Origin of the sequence: Nioella sediminis, from assembly GCF_001879695.1 — a bacterium.
GTDB lineage: Bacteria > Pseudomonadota > Alphaproteobacteria > Rhodobacterales > Rhodobacteraceae > Nioella > Nioella sediminis.
In genome coordinates, this window is the sequence record NZ_MNBL01000164.1 from 16853 (window position 1) to 32494 (window position 15642).

The 15642-nt window shown below is 62.1% G+C and carries 18 protein-coding genes and 1 riboswitch; of the genes, 4 read left to right on the forward strand and 14 right to left on the reverse strand.

The window, feature by feature from the left end:
- The first annotated feature begins 223 nt into the window (after window positions 1-223).
- Window positions 224-433: riboswitch (cobalamin riboswitch) on the forward strand.
- Window positions 434-504: 71 nt separating this feature from the next.
- The gene (locus tag BKY26_RS18200; protein WP_131541941.1) at window positions 505-888 is read left to right on the forward strand and encodes a hypothetical protein; all 384 of its coding nucleotides are present in this window, start codon (window positions 505-507) and stop codon (window positions 886-888) included.
- A gap of 3 nt (window positions 889-891) precedes the next feature.
- Here the strand turns inward: BKY26_RS18200 and BKY26_RS18205 are convergent, their stop codons facing one another.
- From BKY26_RS18205 to BKY26_RS18220, 4 genes are read right to left on the reverse strand one after another with little or no spacing between them, the layout of a single operon-like run.
- Window positions 892-1809, reverse strand: a complete 918-nt coding sequence (locus BKY26_RS18205; protein ID WP_071691802.1) for a metal ABC transporter permease — start codon at window positions 1807-1809, stop codon at window positions 892-894.
- Window positions 1806-3011 (reverse strand): metal ABC transporter permease, encoded by a 1206-nt coding sequence (locus BKY26_RS18210; RefSeq protein ID WP_071691803.1) that lies wholly within the window; start codon window positions 3009-3011, stop codon window positions 1806-1808. Before BKY26_RS18210 ends, BKY26_RS18205 begins: the two co-directional genes overlap by 4 nt.
- Before the next feature lie 3 nt (window positions 3012-3014).
- Window positions 3015-3782, reverse strand: a complete 768-nt coding sequence (locus BKY26_RS18215) for a metal ABC transporter ATP-binding protein (RefSeq protein ID WP_227435095.1) — start codon at window positions 3780-3782, stop codon at window positions 3015-3017.
- Window positions 3783-3820: 38 nt separating this feature from the next.
- The gene (locus BKY26_RS18220; RefSeq protein WP_071691805.1) at window positions 3821-4765 is read right to left on the reverse strand and encodes a metal ABC transporter solute-binding protein, Zn/Mn family; all 945 of its coding nucleotides are present in this window, start codon (window positions 4763-4765) and stop codon (window positions 3821-3823) included.
- Between the two features lie 153 nt (window positions 4766-4918).
- Here BKY26_RS18220 and BKY26_RS18225 point away from each other — a divergent pair, with 153 nt between their 5' ends.
- The gene (locus tag BKY26_RS18225; protein WP_071691806.1) at window positions 4919-5599 is read left to right on the forward strand and encodes an IclR family transcriptional regulator; all 681 of its coding nucleotides are present in this window, start codon (window positions 4919-4921) and stop codon (window positions 5597-5599) included.
- Window positions 5600-5635: 36 nt separating this feature from the next.
- On the opposite strand, the gene zapE is transcribed toward BKY26_RS18225, so the two are convergent.
- A complete protein-coding gene (zapE, locus tag BKY26_RS18230) occupies window positions 5636-6721 on the reverse strand; it encodes a cell division protein ZapE (protein ID WP_071691807.1) in 1086 nt (361 codons plus the stop codon).
- A 127-nt stretch (window positions 6722-6848) separates the two neighbouring features.
- On the opposite strand from zapE, the gene BKY26_RS18235 reads away from it, so the two are divergent.
- Window positions 6849-8093 carry an MFS transporter gene (locus BKY26_RS18235; RefSeq protein ID WP_071691808.1) on the forward strand — a complete coding sequence of 415 codons (1245 nt, stop codon included), beginning with the start codon at window positions 6849-6851 and terminating at the stop codon, window positions 8091-8093.
- On the opposite strand, the gene BKY26_RS18240 is transcribed toward BKY26_RS18235, so the two are convergent.
- The 5 genes from BKY26_RS18240 to BKY26_RS18260 form a co-directional block, all read right to left on the reverse strand.
- Window positions 8090-9004 (reverse strand): alpha/beta fold hydrolase, encoded by a 915-nt coding sequence (locus tag BKY26_RS18240; RefSeq protein ID WP_071691809.1) that lies wholly within the window; start codon window positions 9002-9004, stop codon window positions 8090-8092. The two genes, BKY26_RS18235 and BKY26_RS18240, sit on opposite strands and share 4 nt — an antisense overlap.
- Entirely contained in the window at window positions 8989-9906 is a 918-nt protein-coding gene (locus tag BKY26_RS18245) for an ornithine cyclodeaminase family protein (RefSeq protein ID WP_071691810.1), read from the reverse strand. Before BKY26_RS18245 ends, BKY26_RS18240 begins: the two co-directional genes overlap by 16 nt.
- Complete coding sequence (locus tag BKY26_RS18250) at window positions 9903-10526, reverse strand: HAD family hydrolase (protein ID WP_071691811.1); 624 nt, start codon at window positions 10524-10526, stop codon at window positions 9903-9905. The genes BKY26_RS18245 and BKY26_RS18250 overlap by 4 nt, the downstream gene beginning before the upstream one ends.
- Entirely contained in the window at window positions 10523-11362 is an 840-nt protein-coding gene (gene fghA / locus BKY26_RS18255) for an S-formylglutathione hydrolase (protein ID WP_071691812.1), read from the reverse strand. The genes BKY26_RS18250 and fghA overlap by 4 nt, the downstream gene beginning before the upstream one ends.
- Before the next feature lie 62 nt (window positions 11363-11424).
- Window positions 11425-12357, reverse strand: coding sequence for an AEC family transporter (locus BKY26_RS18260; protein WP_071691813.1), 933 nt, complete (start codon window positions 12355-12357; stop codon window positions 11425-11427).
- A 100-nt stretch (window positions 12358-12457) separates the two neighbouring features.
- On the opposite strand from BKY26_RS18260, the gene BKY26_RS18265 reads away from it, so the two are divergent.
- Window positions 12458-13075, forward strand: coding sequence for a TetR/AcrR family transcriptional regulator (locus tag BKY26_RS18265; RefSeq protein ID WP_071691814.1), 618 nt, complete (start codon window positions 12458-12460; stop codon window positions 13073-13075).
- On the opposite strand, the gene BKY26_RS18270 is transcribed toward BKY26_RS18265, so the two are convergent.
- From BKY26_RS18270 to BKY26_RS18285, 4 genes are all read right to left on the reverse strand, one after another.
- A complete protein-coding gene (locus tag BKY26_RS18270; RefSeq protein ID WP_227435090.1) occupies window positions 13076-13786 on the reverse strand; it encodes an NYN domain-containing protein in 711 nt (236 codons plus the stop codon).
- A gap of 85 nt (window positions 13787-13871) precedes the next feature.
- Complete coding sequence (locus tag BKY26_RS18275; protein WP_131541942.1) at window positions 13872-14633, reverse strand: hypothetical protein; 762 nt, start codon at window positions 14631-14633, stop codon at window positions 13872-13874.
- 23 nt (window positions 14634-14656) lie between these two features.
- Window positions 14657-15112: a SecDF P1 head subdomain-containing protein gene (locus tag BKY26_RS18280; RefSeq protein WP_071691817.1), complete on the reverse strand. Its 456-nt coding sequence runs from the start codon at window positions 15110-15112 to the stop codon at window positions 14657-14659.
- Window positions 15113-15151: 39 nt separating this feature from the next.
- Complete coding sequence (locus BKY26_RS18285) at window positions 15152-15538, reverse strand: hypothetical protein (protein ID WP_158514366.1); 387 nt, start codon at window positions 15536-15538, stop codon at window positions 15152-15154.
- Between the last annotated feature and the right edge of the window lie 104 nt (window positions 15539-15642).

Sequence of the window (15642 nt, forward strand, 5' to 3'; positions counted from 1 at the left end):
GAAGCCCGCTCAACGGCGAAATGCCCGTGACTCCCGACCCACGAATCCGTGGCAACGCGGCCCGACGAGGGCCCCGAAGGGGCCTGAGGAGGGCCGCTCCCCGGTCGACGCCGGCAGGCGGCGAAACCGGCTTTTGTCTGTACGGGGGGTGCACAGGGGGTGTACGCCCGGTGTACGGGGGGCACCCCCCTGATTTCCCCCCATTGACCACAGCTTCCATCCTGCGCAATGTGACCCCGATGGTTCCCCAAGGCGACGCCTCCGAGGGGATGAAAAGGGAATGCGGTGCGGGGTTTCCCCAAGGCCGCAACTGCCCCCGCAACTGTAAGCGGAGAGCGCCCCCAATCGCGCCACTGGTTCAGGGACGAACCGGGAAGGCCGGGGACAGCATCGACCCGCGAGTCAGGAGACCTGCCATCCGTATTGAAACCTGAAGGCGGGGTGTCCTTCGAGGGGGTTTTCACAGCCCTCCCGACCCGTCTGATCCCAAGCGCGGAGGGCGCGATGATCATGACCGAAGACGGCTATTCCTATAGCTGCACCACCTGCCCGAAAACCGGCCAGCCCTGTGCCGCCGGCCTCAGGCTCGCCCGTCAGCTTGGGGCGGCCCTGCGAGCTGGCGAGGGCACGATCCAGGAGGATTTCGAGATGACCGGACATGGGCAGCTCAGTGGCGACTGCGGACGGGACTGTGGTGTTGTGTATAGTCTCTATAACAGCGGATTTCGTGTCTTCTGCGGAGTGTCGCAAGACACCGATCCCGAGGCGCTGATCCGGTTCTCCGATGCGTTTCTGGGCGATGGTCCTATCGTTCGCGGACCAGTTCCTCGCGCCATGGTCGTAGGCTCTCGCATTGCTCGGCAGCCCGCTGCGACGGCCCGGGTCTGACCCTCAGCCCTGCGCGCCACCCCGCGCGGGGCCGAACAGGGCCGCAAGCCCAAGGACGATGCCTGACATGGTCGCAATCATCCCTGCGGCGCTGACCGAATCCTCTGCGCCCAGCCAAAGCGGCCCGTAGCCTGCCAGCACATAGCCAAGCACGGCGGACAGCGTGGCGAAGACCACGCTCCACCCCACCTGCGCCCCAAGCCGGTCGGTCATCAACCGCGCCGCGGCAGGCGGGCAGATGAACATCGCGATCACGATGATCGACCCAACCGCATCGAACGCCGCCACGGCAGCCAGTGCGGACACCGCCACAAGCGACAAGCCGATCAGGTTGGTCCGCATCCCCATGACCTGCGCAAAGCCCTCATCAAACGTGGAAATTTTCAGGGGTCTCCAGAACAGCCAGATAAACGCAACCACGCCAATCATGGACAACCCCATGCGAAGAAGCTCGGGCGGCAACCCGGCCAGCGCCTCTGGATCAAGCAACGAACCCCACCCGAACGCATCCAGCCAGATCAGGCTTTCCAGATTGCCCATCAGCGCATGTTCCACATCGAGGTGAACGGTGGAGGTGTCCGACCTTTCCAACAGCAGAACACCGCCCGCGAACATCGTCGTGAACACCACGCCCATGGCGGCCCCCGGTTCGATCCCTCCGAGCCGTCGAATGGCTTCGATCAGCAGCACGGCAAGCAGGGCGGCGGCGGCAGCGCCGATCATCATCGGCCAGGCCGTCACCGTTCCGGTGATCAGGAAGGCCACGACGATGCCGGGCAAGACCACGTGGGAAATCGCATCTCCAATCAGGGCCTGCCGCCGCAGCACCAGGAAATTGCCCGGCAGCGCGCAGGCAATCGCCGCGAACACACCGATCAGGATGGGTGTCAGGCTCAGGGGAACGAACTCTGCGCCGCTCATGCCGGGACCTCCTGCGGCGCGGCCAGATGCGTGTCTATTTCGGCCAGTTGGTCTCGTGTCACCACGGTTTCAATCGGGCGCATCCCGTCATAGAGCGCCGCTGCGGCCTCGTGATCGGGCATGGCGCGCAGGATCTCCCACCGTTTTTCGTCCAGCAGGGCCTTGGCGGCGCGGGCGCGACCGGCCTCGGTCGCCACGCCATCGGGACGCGACAGGCCCGCGCGATGCAGAAGACGAACAGTGTAGCGTTCATAGATCGGCTGACCATGCGCCAATGCCAGCAGCCCCTGCCGAACGTGAACGCGCCTCTGAAACGCGACGTGGCGAATGACGGCGGCCAGAACGCCCCGGTTGGGCGCAAGGAACAGGGAGGCGGCAAAGACGGAAAACCCGGTCAACACGATGATCGGGCCGGTTGGTAGTGCCGGGGCAGAGGCGGATATTGCCGCACCAACAAAGCCCGACAGCCCGCCGATAACGCCCGACAACAGCCAGACGCGCTCGGTCCTGTCCGTCCAGAACCGGGCCGTCACCGGCGGGATGATCAGAAGGGCAACGATCAGGATCAGCCCCACCACTTTCAGCCCCACGACAGTGACCGCCATGACCAGACCCATTGTCGCCAGATCCACCTGCCGAATGTTCAGCCCCAGCGCGGCGGCATAGTCCTCGTCGAAGGCCACCATGATCATCGGTCGCCGCAGGATCAGCGTCAGGATCAGGGTCAGCGCCCCTCCGACCGCGATCAGCAGCGCGTCAGAGCGGAGCATTCCAGCGGTGGAACCAAGCAGCAAGCTGTCCAACCCCGCCTGACGCCCGGATTCCATCGTCTGGATGACCGTCAGAAGCACCACGCCAAACCCGAAGAACACCGACAGCACTGCGCCAATGGCGCTGTCCTCGGCCAGCCTGGTGCGGCGCGTCAGCCATTGCACGGCCAAAAGGCCAAGGGCGGCTGTCACCGCCGACCCGGCCAGCAGCCCCGCCAGGTTTCGCCCGTCGCCACCAAGCGCCACCATCACGATAAAGGCGAGCCCTACACCGGGTAGCGTCGCGTGGCTGATGGCGTCGGACACAAGGGCTCGGCGGCGCAGAAACAGGAAGGTTCCCGTCACACCGGCGGCAAACCCCAACAGGATTGCGCCAATGGCGACAAGCGTGGCGTTATAGCCAAGCTGAAGGGTCAGCGCCTGCCACAGCATAGCTTACCCCGCGGCCGGGATGCCCGCGACCTGCGCGGTTGCCAACCGACCGCCATAGGCGGCTTGCAGATTTGCCTCGGTGAAAGCATCCGCAACGGGGCCTTCAGCGATCTTGCTGGTGTTCAGAATCAGGACACGGTCGAAATAGTCGCCTACGGTCGAAAGGTCGTGATGGACCGAGACGACCGTCTTTCCCTCGGCCCTGAGCGTCTTGAGCACGGCAATGATCGCCTTCTCGGTCGCGGCATCAACGCCCGCAAAGGGCTCGTCCAGCAGGTAGAGGTCCGCCCCCTGGGCCAGCGCGCGGGCGAGAAACACGCGCTGTTGCTGTCCGCCGGACAGCTGTCCGATCTGCCGATCCGCAAATTCTGCCATGCCCACACGGGTCAGACAGTCCAGCGCACGGGCGCGGTGGCGGGGCCGCACAAGGCGCAGCAAGCCAAGTTCGCGCGACAGGCCCATCAGAACCACGTCCAGAACCGTTGTCGGGAAATCCCAGTCGACGCTTGCACGCTGCGGGACATAGGCGATGCGGTGGCGCTGGCTGTTCAGGGGGCGGCCAAAGACGGTGACGATACCGGACAGAGGGCGCAAAATGCCCAAAGAGGCCTTTAACAGGGTCGATTTTCCGGCCCCGTTCGGCCCGATGATCGCGGTCATGGAGCCTTCGGGGAAGGTGGCATCAACGGAAAAGACCACCGGCTTCTGCCCATAGGACACGGTCATGCCCCGGATCGACATCGGGGCTGTTTCGGGGCATTCACCCGTCATGGTCTGTCCGTTCGTGCTGGCCAGTGCAATCCGTGTCATCACATGCCCGCGGAAAGCTGACCGGTCATCCCGCGTTCCGGGGCGGAGCCGCCGAGCGACCGGGTGATTGTGGTGACGTTGTGGTCGATCATGCCGATATAGGTGCCTTCGTAGCTGCCCGGTTCCCCCATGGCATCGGAAAAGAGCTCTCCCCCGATTTGCACTTCGTGCCCATGGGACGCCGCGCCTTCGATCAACGCCCGGATATTCCGGTCAGAGACGGAGCTTTCGACGAAGACAGCACGGATATTGCGGGTCACCAGCAGATCCACAAGGTCTGCGATCCGGGCGAGTCCTGCCTCGCTTTCGGTGGAAATGCCCTGAATCCCCAGAACCTCGAACCCGTAGGCATTGCCGAAATAGTTGAAGGCATCATGGGCGGTCAACAACACGCGCTGATCCTGCGGCACGGTCGCCAGAGCATCGGTGGAATAGGTCGAAACAGTCTCTAACTCGGCCAAAAACGTCTCTGTATTGATGGAGTAGGTGTCAGCATTTCCGGGATCGGTAGCGATCAGGGCATCACGGATGGTTTGCGCCACGTTCCGCCAAAGGTCTGGCACCATCCACACATGCGGGTCAAAGCGGTTGTCATAGTCCTCATGCGCCAGCAGCAGGTCGCGCGGCAATCCCTCGGCCACGGCGATAACGGTGCGGCGGCGGGACAGATCCTCGAAAAATTCTTCCATCTGCGCTTCGAGATAGAGCCCGTGCCACAGCACCAGATCGGCGCGGGTCATGGCGACGATATCACTACGGGTCTGGCGATAGGCATGCGGGTCAACGCCCGGCCCCATCAACGCCTGCACCTCCACATGATCCCCACCGATCTGGCGGGTTGTATCGGCGATCATGCCTGTCGTGGCGACAACGGTCAGTTGCGCCGCTGCCATCGTGGCGGAGGTCAGGAAGATTGAGAATGCCGTTGTCAGGCGGGTCAGCATTGCTGCACCTCTTTGATGATGTCAGAATAATAATGAGAATGATTTGCAAGAAGTCAATGCAGTTGCGAGTCATTTGCATCTTTCCGGCACGTTTCGACTGGACAGCCTAGTGATGCGCGGCAAGCCTAGGCCATCGAACCATCGGGGGGCGACATGACCAACACGCGCATCGAATCGGTGGAGAAGGCCATGTCGATCCTGTCAGCCTTTTCCAGCCAGCGGCGTCGAATGAGCCTGGCGGAACTGGCCGAAGAGACCGGGCTGCACAAAAGCACGGTGCTGCGGCAGGCCAATTCCATGCAGCTCTATGGGTTCCTCACCCGTGACGCAGACGGGCGCTATGGTATCGGCGCGTCGGTCTGGCGCCTTGGGCTTCTGTTCCGGCAGGACTACCAGAACGGTGCCACGATCCGGCCCGTTCTGCGCGATCTGGTAGAGAAGACCGGGGAAACCGCATCGTTCTACGTGCGTGCGGGTGAGGATCGGGTATGCCTATACCGCGAAAATTCCCCCAACCTGATCCGCTATCACCTGGAGGAGGGGATGCGCCTGCCGATGGATCGCGGTGCGGTCGCCATGGTGCTGCGTCGGTCTGCGGGCGAACCGGTGCCCGACACGATTGCATTTACCGATGCAGGCTCTGCCAACCTGGCCGGCGGGCGAAACCCGAATATCTCCTCGGTCGCAACGCCGGTTCTGTCTACCGACGGACAGTTACTGGGGGCGCTTGCGGTTTCAGGATTAAGTGCCCGGTTTGATGCCTCTCGCCGGGACGCCGCGTTAGCGCTTGTCGAGGCTCATGCCAGGGCGTTGCGGGACCAGACAGCGCCGTAGTTCGTGAAAAACGTCTCTAACAAAGGGAGATCGACACTACTCAGAGGCCCAATCAGCGCTTTGCATCTCTCGCAACCGCGAAGCAGTACGCTCGAATTCGAAACTGCCGGATCCTTCGAGATAGAGCCTTTCCGGCTCCTCTTCTGCCGAAATGATCACCCGCGTGCGCGCTTCATAGAGAGCATCAACAAGCGTAACGAAGCGCTTGGCTTCATTAAACTTCGAGCTATCGAGACGCGGTACGTTTTCCAGCACCAGCAGTTTCACCGCCCCGGCCAGCGCCAGATAATCGGCCGGGCCAAGCGCCTGCCCGCAAAGGTCCCAGAACTCCGCCCGCGCCATACCAGCCCAGTAGCGGGGCAAATGTACCTCGCGGCCCTTGACCTCCAGCACCAGTTCTTCGCTTTTGCCGCCCGTCAGGTCGCGCCAGATTTCGTCGATCGCCCGGCGGGACTCCGCGTTGGCAGGGGCGAAATAGGTCTTTTCCCCTGCCAGGCGGTGCTGGCGGTAGTCGGTCAGGCTGGTGATCTCGTGCACCTCCAGCTTGTCGTTCAGAATGTCGATGAAAGGCAGGAACAACTGCCGGTTCAAACCGTCCTTGTAGAGATCCTCAGGCGGACGGTTCGAGGTGGTCACCACGACGACCCCGGCATCGAACAGCATCTGGAACAGCCGCCCGACGATCATTGCATCGGCAATATCTGTGATCTGCATTTCGTCGAAGCACAGCAGGTCCACGTCGCGGATCACCGCCTCTGCCACCGGTTTCAGCGCATCCTCAGCCCCGGATTTGCGCGCCTCATGCAGACCGGACTGAATCTCTTGCATGAAGGCGTGGAAATGCACGCGCCGTTTGCGGGCCACCCCGGCATGGGCATGGAACAGGTCCATCAGCATCGACTTCCCGCGCCCGACCCCGCCCCAAAGGTAAAGCCCGCGTGTTCCGTCCGGCACCGCTGGTTTGAAGAACCTGCCCAGGAACCCTGTAGGCTTGGCGGGCCGCTCCTCCAGCTTGTCGCGCAGGTCTTCCAGAAGCAGGAGAACCTCCCGCTGTGCCGGGTCTGGGCGCAGTAGCCCTTCGGATACTCGGGTGTCGTAGATGGCTTGAAGATGCTGAGACATATCAGGTTGGTAGCGCGAAGCCGCGCCGGTGATCTACAGGAAAACTGACGTAACGGATCAAGAAATCTGATTTGACAGGGCAGGAGTGCTGACCCACTGTCACCGGACGCGACTTTGGACCCTTGCCATGCCCCAGAAATCCCCCCTCGTCACGCCCGTTCTGATCGGCGGATGCCTGATCATCCTGCTGTCCTTTGCCGTCAGGGCCAGTTTCGGCGTGTTCCAGATCCCCATTGCCGAAGAATTCGGCTGGCCGAGGGCAGAGTTCAGCCTGGCCATCGCGATTCAGAACCTGGCCTGGGGTATCGGGCAGCCGATCTTCGGGGCCATCGCGGAACGGTTCGGGGATCGCAAGGCGCTGATCCTGGGGGCCCTGATGTACGCCATCGGGCTGGTCCTGTCGGCAGGCGCGACCCTGCCCATTCAGCACCAACTGCTGGAGATTTTGGTGGGGTTCGGCATCGCGGGCACCGGTTTCGGCGTCATCCTGGCCATTGTGGGTCGGGCCACTTCAGATGAAAACAGGTCGATTTCCCTTGGAATCGTGACTGCTGCGGGGTCCGCCGGGCAGATTGTGGGGGCGCCCTTCGCGGAATTTCTGCTCGGGCTGATGACCTGGCAGGCGGTGTTCCTGATCTTCGCCGGGATCATCCTTCTGACCGTGCTTGTGCTGCCCTTGCTCAAGGCCCCGCCCATGGCCAGCAAGGCTGAGATCGAGGAAAGCATGGGCCAGATCCTGAAGAAGGCGTTCAAGGACCCGTCCTTCACGCTGATCTTCGTTGGCTTCTTTTCCTGCGGGTATCAACTGGCCTTCATCACCGCCCATTTCCCGGCATTGGTAACCGAGATGTGCGGGCCGATCGTGCCCGGCTCGATGCTGCACAATATCGGGATCACCTCGACCTCGACCCTTGGGGCAGTCGCGATTTCGCTGATTGGGCTGGCGAACGTGGTGGGCACTATTATGGCGGGTTGGCTCGGCACGAAATTCCCCAAGAAATACCTGCTGGCGCTGATCTACACAGGCCGCACCATCGCGGCGGCGATGTTCATCCTGTTCCCGATCACGCCGCTGACTGTCGTCGTATTCTCCGTCGTCATGGGGTCGCTGTGGCTTGCCACCGTGCCGCTGACCAGCGGGCTGATCGCCTATCTCTACGGTCTACGCTACATGGGCACGCTTTATGGCATCGTCTTCTTCAGTCACCAGTTGGGCGGGTTCCTGGGCGTGGTCCTGGGCGGCTGGATGTATGACCTTTACGGCGATTACAGCGCGGTTTGGTGGATCGGCGTGGGGGTTGGCGCGCTGTCGGCGGTGGTTCACCTGCCGATCAACGAGAAGCCCTTGAACGACCGCGCGGCGGTGGCTTAGGCGGGGCCGATGGCCTCGGCCACCTGTTCCGCATGGGTGTAGGTCAGCCGATGATCGGCTTCAATCAGGGTAGTCTGCCGGGCAGAGGGGTTGAGCGTCTCCAACCGGTCCCGGCAGGTGATCGGAATGACGGTATCCTCCGCACCCCAGATCGCAGTCACGGGCAGCTCGGACTGTGCGATGTCTCGATGCAGGCCGGATTGATCATCCGACAGGATACCGCGCTGTGCGGACAGGATCGCACGCAGGGTGCCCTCGACCGCCAGCTCGTCCAGCGCGCGGTTGGTGATTGCGTCGGCCACCGGGTCTGACCCGTCGCCCTCGCCATAACCCCCGCGCAGCTTACGGGCGCCCAGAACCTCCATCATCCAGTCCCCGACAAGCGGGCTTTTGGCGACGATGTCGGAAAAGCGCCCAAGGGCGAGGCCCAGACCCGCCGGAGCGAGCAGGATCAGGCGAGAGACCCTCTCAGAACTGGCCGCTGTGAATGCCGCGGATATCGAGCCACCCATGGAATATCCCATCAGGGTGAACGGGTCGCTCACCCCTTCCGCATCCAGCAGGTCCTGTAGCTGTCGCAGGAAGAAATCCGCATTCTGCCGCCCGGTGAGACGATCAGAGTAACCGCGCCCATAGAGATCATAGGTCAGAACGCGATAGCCCAGGCCGGTCAGGTGCGGCAGCAGCGGACCCCAAACGAAAGACGGGGTCGACAGGCCATGCACACAGACCAGAACCGGGCCACCCTCTGGCCCGTGCCATTCGGCGTGTGTGAGACCCTGAGACAGCGGCACCAACCGTCCGGGCATCTGGCCGCGCAGATCCTCGACCCGCCGCCGGTTCAGCCGCGCGCCCAGATAGCTGCCACCAAGGGCCAGCGCCGCAGCGCCTGCAATCAGCGGGATTGCCATGCGTCGAGGATGTAGCGGCTTGTCATCAGGTCCAGATGCGCGCCGCCACCGTTCTTAAAGAGCGTGATCTCGTCGTCGCTGCGACGGGTCATTTTGCCAGCCTCCAGATCGTAGAAGTCCGAGAGGATATTCTCCTCGGTGATCAGCCCCCGGTCAATCGGGTCCTGTATCTCGCCGATATGACCGATCGTGGTGTCGCGACTGTCCACATGGATCGCACTGCGCAGGATCGCCGCGTCGTTCACCTCGCGCATATCCGGGCGATAGGCCCCGATGATGTCGATATGCTGGCCGGGCTGGAACCAGTCGCCGTCAAGGATGGGGTCCGTCACCATGGTGGCGGAAGTCACGATATCGGCCCTGCGTACGGCGGTTTCCAGATCGGGGGCGACCTCTGTTCCCGGGTATTCGGCGGCGAAGGCCTCGGCCTTGGCGAGGGTGCGGTTCCAGATCTGGAAGCGGGCATCGGGGAACAGCGCGCCATAGGCTTCGCGCAAGGAATGGCCAACAGCGCCCGCGCCGACGATCAGGATCGTTTCGCTGTCCTTTCGCGCCAGCTGTGCCGCGCCAAGCAGGCTGCCGCCTGCCGTCTTCCACTTGGTGACCAGCTCAAAATCCACCAGCGCCAGCAGCCCGCCATCCTCATCGGAATAGACATTCACCGCACCAAGGATCAGCGGTTTGCCGTTGCCGGGATTGCCGGGGAAGATGTTAGCGGTTTTTACGGCCGATCCAACCCCGTCGATCCAGGCGGCGCGGGACAGGAGTGTATCCTCATCGCGATAAAGCAGCGTATCGCCGATCTCGGCCTTAGGCAGTTTATGCCCGGCACGCAGGGCATCCATCAGGCCGTGCCATGTCAGATGCGCCTCTGCCTCGGGTCCGATGATGTCGATGCTCATGGGCGAGTCTCCTTCTCGGTCAGCAGGCCATGAGCGATGAGCGTCCTAGCCCATCCTTCCGGCCCTTCGAACAGATGCGTGTGCCAGCCGCGTGCTTGGGCGGCGTCGATATTCTCTGAACGGTCGTCGGTAAACAGAAGCGACGCGCCGGAAAGACCGGAATCAGTCTCTAACACGGCATAAAACGCAGGGTCCGGCTTGATCAGCCCATGGTGAGCCGAGATATAGGCCCGGTCGAACTCGGTCAGGAATTCATACTCTGCACAGGCGACATCGAATGTTTCCCGACCAAAATTGGACAGGGCAAAGACGGGAATGCCTTTGGCGCGCAGCTTGCGAAGCAGGTGCACACTATGGGGGATGGCGGGGCTGGCCATGTCCAGCCAACGGTCATGCCAGAGCCTGATTTCGTCTCTGTACAAGGGATTTTCATCCGCCAACGCATAGACGGATTGCCGGAATGGATTGCCCTTGTCGATACCGAGATTCATAGCCTCCAGATCGACGGCGGCGAAAAGCTCTCGCCGCCGGTATTCACCGAAAAGCCTATCATAGAGCCGTTCCGGCGCCCATTCGATCAGGACGTTCCCGATATCGAAAACGACCGCCTCGACGCTCATGCACTGACGCCGTAGAGCGCTTCGGCGTGGAAGCTGATGTGATCTTCGATGAAGGTCGAGACAAAGAAATAGGAATGGTCATAGCCCGGCTGCATGCGGATCGTGCCGGGCTGGCGGCGGGCGGTCATGGCCTCGGCCAAGGCTTCGGTCTTCAGCAGATCGCCAAACTGGTCGGCGGTGCCCGTGTCGATCAGGACCGGGCCGGGGAAGCCCTTGGCGCGCATCAGCATGGTCGCGTCATGCGCCTCCCACAGGGCGGTGTTGTCGCCCAGATAAGCGCCAAGCTGCTTGCGGCCCCAATCGCTTTCCATCGGGTTGCAGATGGGTGAGAAGGCCGACACGCTGGCAAAGCGGTCGGGGAAACTCATGGCGATGGTCAGCGCGCCGTGACCGCCCATGGAATGGCCGGTGATGCCCTGTCGACTGGCATCCAGCGCGAAGCGGTCGAAGACGAGGTTTGGCAAATCCTCGGTTATGTAATCCCACATCTGGAAATGCTCGGCCCATGGGTCTTGCGTGGCGTTCACGTAGAACCCGGCGCCCTGCCCCAGATCATAGGCGTCATCGTTTGGCACGCCTTCGCCGCGCGGGGACGTATCAGGAAAGATCAGAGCGATGCCCTGCTCGGCGGCCCAAAGCTGTGCGCCCGCCTTCACCATCGCGTTTTCATGGGTGCAGGTCAGACCCGACAGATACCACAACACCGGAACCGGGCCGTCCTCTGCCTCTGCGGGCAGGAACAGGCCAAAGGTCATGTCGGTGCCGGTCGCGCTGGAGGCGTGGCGATAAACGCCCTGGGTGCCGCCGAAACACCGGTTTTCTGAAATCGTTTCCATGGGTCGTCCTCCGCAAAAGCTTTCGCCAAGGCGTAACGCGGGAGGGGCGATGCAGCAAGCGGCTAGAGCAGCGGCGTGACCCAGGCGATGACGAGAGAGACCGTGACGATGGAAATCGCGGTAGACACGAGGATCGCCGCCGACACCCGCTGTGGCGCGACGCCATAGTGCTGCGCAAGGATGTAGACATTGCCCGCAACGGGCAAAGCCGCCGCCGAAATCATCACCGCCGCGTCAGAAGCCGCGACCGGGAAAAGCCACAGCGCCGCAATGGCGACCGCACCGGGGTGCAACACCAGCTTGCAGAAGCTGAGCCACCCGGCGACCGACATCCGTTCCGCCGATTTGCCTGCCAGCGAGGCCCCGATGGCGAACAGCGCGCCGGGGGTTGCGGCGGCCCCGAGGATACCGAGGAATTCATTGGCAACTTCGGGAATGGGCAGCGACAGGCCCGACCAGATCAGGCCAAGCGCGATCGAGACAATCATCGGGTTTTTCAACAACCCCTTGCCGACCGTACCGAGAATGGCTACGGACATGCGCCCGTCGCGTGACCCTGTGATCAGGATGGTGATCAGGCTGGAAAAGACGATGAGATCCATGGCAAGGACCATCAGGACCGGGCCAGCTGCGTTTTCGCCCAGAAGCACCACCAGCATCGGCACGCCCAGAAAGCCCGTATTGCCGATGACCGAACACTGTGCCTCAACCGCCGCTTCCTGTATCCCGACCCCTCGAAAAAAGGCGACCGCCGTAGCCAGCAGGTAGACCACCCCGCAGCCCCAGAGGTAGGCCGCGACGAACCACCAGTCGAAGACCTCTGACAGCGACAGGTTAGCGGCAAATCGGAACAGCATGGCCGAGAGGGCGAAGTAAAAGACGAACTTGGTCAGGTAGGCCGTCGCCTCTGCCGTAAAGAAGCCGGTGCGTCCCGATTGGAAGCCAAGCGCGATCAACGCGAAGAAGGGCAGGGTCTTGAGAAAGATCTCGATCATGTGGGCATCGCTAGGGCAACATTCATACCCTGTCCAGCGCCTGCTTTGCTTGATGAACTAAACTGGTCAGTCTATTGTACCAATGTCAGCAGGAGGAAGCATGAACATCAGCGTACCGCTCAAGAAAGGCCGGAAATTCGATCAGGTCATCGCCGGGGCGAGAGAGGTGTTTCTGCGCGAAGGGTTCGAGGGTGCCAGTGTCGACCAGATCGCCCGCGATGCCGGTGTATCGAAGGCGACGCTGTACAGCTATTTCCCTGATAAACAGGCTCTGTTCATGGCGGTTCTGACGTCGCAATGTCAGATGCAGTCGGAACAGGCCATGGGAATCGAGATTTTGCAGCGCCCGGTGCCAGAGGCGCTTTATTCCATCGCGCGTTCGTTCCTGAACTTCCTGATGTCAGATTTTTCGATCCAGGTGTTCCGGGTCTGTGTGGCCGAATCGAACCGCTTCCCGGAACTTGGCCGCGCCTTCTATGACAGTGGCCCCAAGCAGGCGCTGGACCAAATCGCCGCCTATCTGGGCAGCGAGAAGGTGGCGCGGGAGCTGAAGATCGACGATCCCTATATGGCCGCCGACCAGTTCCTGCAGCTTTGCCGGGCCGACATGCTGCTGCGCCGAATCCTCAATGTCGATACCGATGATTCACCCGATAAGATGGATCGAATTGCACGGGAAACGGTGGCGACCTTCCTCGCCCGCTATCGCCGCGCCTGATCAGTCCACGCGTCGCACGAATAGCTGGTTGTTCTCGGCCCGCCGGGTTTCCAGCGTTTTTACATCCGCCACGATATCGGACAGCTTCTTCTTTCCATAGCTGCGCGTGTCGAAATCGGGGTTCGCGGCCTGAATCTGCTGGCCTAGCGTGCCAAGGTTGAACCAGTCGCTGTCCTGATCAATCGAATCCATAGCCCGGTAGATCAGGTCGCGCACTTCGGTCAGCTTGGCGGCAGGCTTGGCGGCGCCATCGGCGGGCTTGATCGTCTCGCCCTCGATATTCTCGATGAAGATGAACCGCTTGCAGGCCTGTCGGAACGCATCTGGGGTCTTTTTCTGGCCAATGCCATAGACCTCCAGCCCCTGTTCCCGGATACGGCTGGCAAGTCGGGTGAAATCGCTGTCGGAACTGACAAGAACGAAGCCATCGAAACGTGCGGTATGCAGCAGGTCCATCGCGTCGATCACAAGGGCGATATCGCTGGCGTTCTTTCCCACGGTATTGGCGGGCTGATGGAAGGGAACCAATCCATGCTCCGCCTGCACCCGGTTCCAGCCTGCCATCTGCTGAGACGAGAAATCCCCATAGATGCGGCGCACACTCGCCTCTCCGAACCGGGCGATTTCATCGAAGATCGCCTTGGCATGCTTGGGCGAGGTATTGTCCGCATCGACCAGAACGGCCAGCAGGGGGATTTGCGATTGGGTCACACCACGGTCCTTCCTGTGCGGGCCGGTCTGGCCCATGGGCTGTCAGAATGACGCCACCCGCTGTGGATGTCGAGCGCGGTTCAGATCAGTTGCAGGAGATGGCCGAAGTAATGTTCTCGGCAATCTCCATGGCGCGCACCTGATCCGCGCCGATCGGGAAGGCTAGGATACCTTCGGTAAAGGGGTAAGGGATGGGTCCGGTGATCAGAATGTCCCCGCAGGTGGAGATCTGGATTTCCGACCCGATATTTCGCGTCGTCGCATCGGCCATCCAGGCCGTTGCCCCGGGTCCGAGTTCGATCTCCAGCGTCAGAACATCCGTCCCTTCACTGCGCAGCAAACGCGTGCGGGCGATGCCGGGGGGCCAAGCATAGTGCTCTTCCCCCGAAACGGCGAGGTGCAGCCCCGGATTGGCGGGCGGGGCCGGATTTTCGGCGGGGGACACTGCCGCGGGTTCGACCTGCGGCAAGGCAGCAGCATCGCAGCCAATTTGCCCCTGCAAAACGGACACCGCGGCCTCTGCAAATGCAGCGCTGGCGGTCGGAACCTCGATATATCCGTTAGAAACGGGGGCTGGCACGGTGAAGGGCGCAAGCGCCACATCACAGATCGACACGCTGATGGCCTGATGCGGGGCGTTTGCCGTGTAGTCGGCAATGACCGGTGCGAACCCCCTGTGCGCGAGCAGAACCAACATGTCCCCACGGGCTTCCACAGACGTGAAGGCCGAGGGCGAGATCATCACGGTATCGCCGGGAATGCCAAGCTGCATGACCGGCCCTGACTGTGCAAAAACGGGGGTGGCCAGCGCGGCGGAAACAACCCCCCAGTGAAATAACCGGGTCATCATCGAAATCCTTTTCAACTCATTTACTTTGTCTCGGCAACCGGATCGCAGGGAATGCTGCCTGAAATCTGGTTCGCGTAGCGAGACATCTCATCTTGGGTGAAATTACCCGAAACCACGATCTGCCCGCCCAGAATGGGCTCCTGGATCACCGGCGCCATCAGGACCTGATCGCAGACAACAAGCTCCATCTCCTGACCCTGATGGGTCGTGGTGATTTCTGCAAAAAGCGCCGCGGCGCTGTCGTCAAAGGTCAGTTCCAGCTGCGGCCACCCCACTGTGTCATCCAAACCGGACAGCACCCCGAGGATATGCTCCGGCGCGATGGTGTACTCCTGACCAGAGACCCGCAATTCGATGACGGCCCCACCGGGCTGCGGGACGATGGGGTCGGGTGGCGGCGCTGCGTCGGGCGCTCCTGCCAAGCCGGACAGGGCCGAGACAAAGCCGGACAGAAACCCCAGTCCTTCGGGTTCCATGACAGATCCTCCATGTCTGAACGGGACGGCGCGTCGTGCCTATTTGCCCGGTGTCGGCGGTGCGTAGGTGCCCGCCACCTGCTGATCCCAGATCTCGTTCAGCCGGTCGGCCACGGTTTCGCGTGCGTCATTATCGGAATCGGTGTTGAAGACGATGAGGAACGGCGCCGCGATGCCTGCCTCGATCGGGCAGATGATCAGCGCATCCACCACCTCGCCCCGCAGGTCATAGCCGCCGATGGTCCATTCGCTGCGTCCGGTGAAACCATCGCCGCCATAGGTCGCGCGGTAGGCGTCGATCGTGGCTTCGGCCAGGCGCATGCATTCGGCCCGTTCATCGACAGACCCGAGGTCGGACACCGTCCAGCCTTCGGCCTGCGCCATGCCCGCCGCAAACAGGATGCCAAGCCCGGAAATAAGAGCCATGGTCTTCATCTGGAAAACTCCTTTCCTGAAACCAGCCGATCCCCCGAAGGGAACCGGCTCTGACGTTACTATAGCACGTTTAGTACACGACGACGGACCGGATC

What these genes read in the sequence shown, in the direction of transcription:
- BKY26_RS18225 (WP_071691806.1), top strand. Translation starts at nt 4,919, where the DNA reads ATGACCAACACGCGCATCGAATCGGTGGAGAAGGCCATGTCGATCCTG.
- BKY26_RS18240 (WP_071691809.1), bottom strand. Translation starts at nt 9,004, where the DNA reads ATGGCAATCCCGCTGATTGCAGGCGCTGCGGCGCTGGCCCTTGGTGGC.
- BKY26_RS18235 (WP_071691808.1), top strand. Translation starts at nt 6,849, where the DNA reads ATGCCCCAGAAATCCCCCCTCGTCACGCCCGTTCTGATCGGCGGATGC.
- BKY26_RS18210 (WP_071691803.1), bottom strand. Translation starts at nt 3,011, where the DNA reads ATGCTGTGGCAGGCGCTGACCCTTCAGCTTGGCTATAACGCCACGCTT.
- BKY26_RS18265 (WP_071691814.1), top strand. Translation starts at nt 12,458, where the DNA reads ATGAACATCAGCGTACCGCTCAAGAAAGGCCGGAAATTCGATCAGGTC.
- BKY26_RS18205 (WP_071691802.1), bottom strand. Translation starts at nt 1,809, where the DNA reads ATGAGCGGCGCAGAGTTCGTTCCCCTGAGCCTGACACCCATCCTGATC.
- BKY26_RS18215 (WP_227435095.1), bottom strand. Translation starts at nt 3,782, where the DNA reads ATGACGGGTGAATGCCCCGAAACAGCCCCGATGTCGATCCGGGGCATG.
- BKY26_RS18285 (WP_158514366.1), bottom strand. Translation starts at nt 15,538, where the DNA reads ATGGCTCTTATTTCCGGGCTTGGCATCCTGTTTGCGGCGGGCATGGCG.
- BKY26_RS18275 (WP_131541942.1), bottom strand. Translation starts at nt 14,633, where the DNA reads ATGACCCGGTTATTTCACTGGGGGGTTGTTTCCGCCGCGCTGGCCACC.
- BKY26_RS18220 (WP_071691805.1), bottom strand. Translation starts at nt 4,765, where the DNA reads ATGCTGACCCGCCTGACAACGGCATTCTCAATCTTCCTGACCTCCGCC.
- BKY26_RS18280 (WP_071691817.1), bottom strand. Translation starts at nt 15,112, where the DNA reads ATGGAACCCGAAGGACTGGGGTTTCTGTCCGGCTTTGTCTCGGCCCTG.
- fghA (WP_071691812.1), bottom strand. Translation starts at nt 11,362, where the DNA reads ATGGAAACGATTTCAGAAAACCGGTGTTTCGGCGGCACCCAGGGCGTT.
- BKY26_RS18200 (WP_131541941.1), top strand. Translation starts at nt 505, where the DNA reads ATGATCATGACCGAAGACGGCTATTCCTATAGCTGCACCACCTGCCCG.
- zapE (WP_071691807.1), bottom strand. Translation starts at nt 6,721, where the DNA reads ATGTCTCAGCATCTTCAAGCCATCTACGACACCCGAGTATCCGAAGGG.
- BKY26_RS18245 (WP_071691810.1), bottom strand. Translation starts at nt 9,906, where the DNA reads ATGAGCATCGACATCATCGGACCCGAGGCAGAGGCGCATCTGACATGG.
- BKY26_RS18250 (WP_071691811.1), bottom strand. Translation starts at nt 10,526, where the DNA reads ATGAGCGTCGAGGCGGTCGTTTTCGATATCGGGAACGTCCTGATCGAA.
- BKY26_RS18260 (WP_071691813.1), bottom strand. Translation starts at nt 12,357, where the DNA reads ATGATCGAGATCTTTCTCAAGACCCTGCCCTTCTTCGCGTTGATCGCG.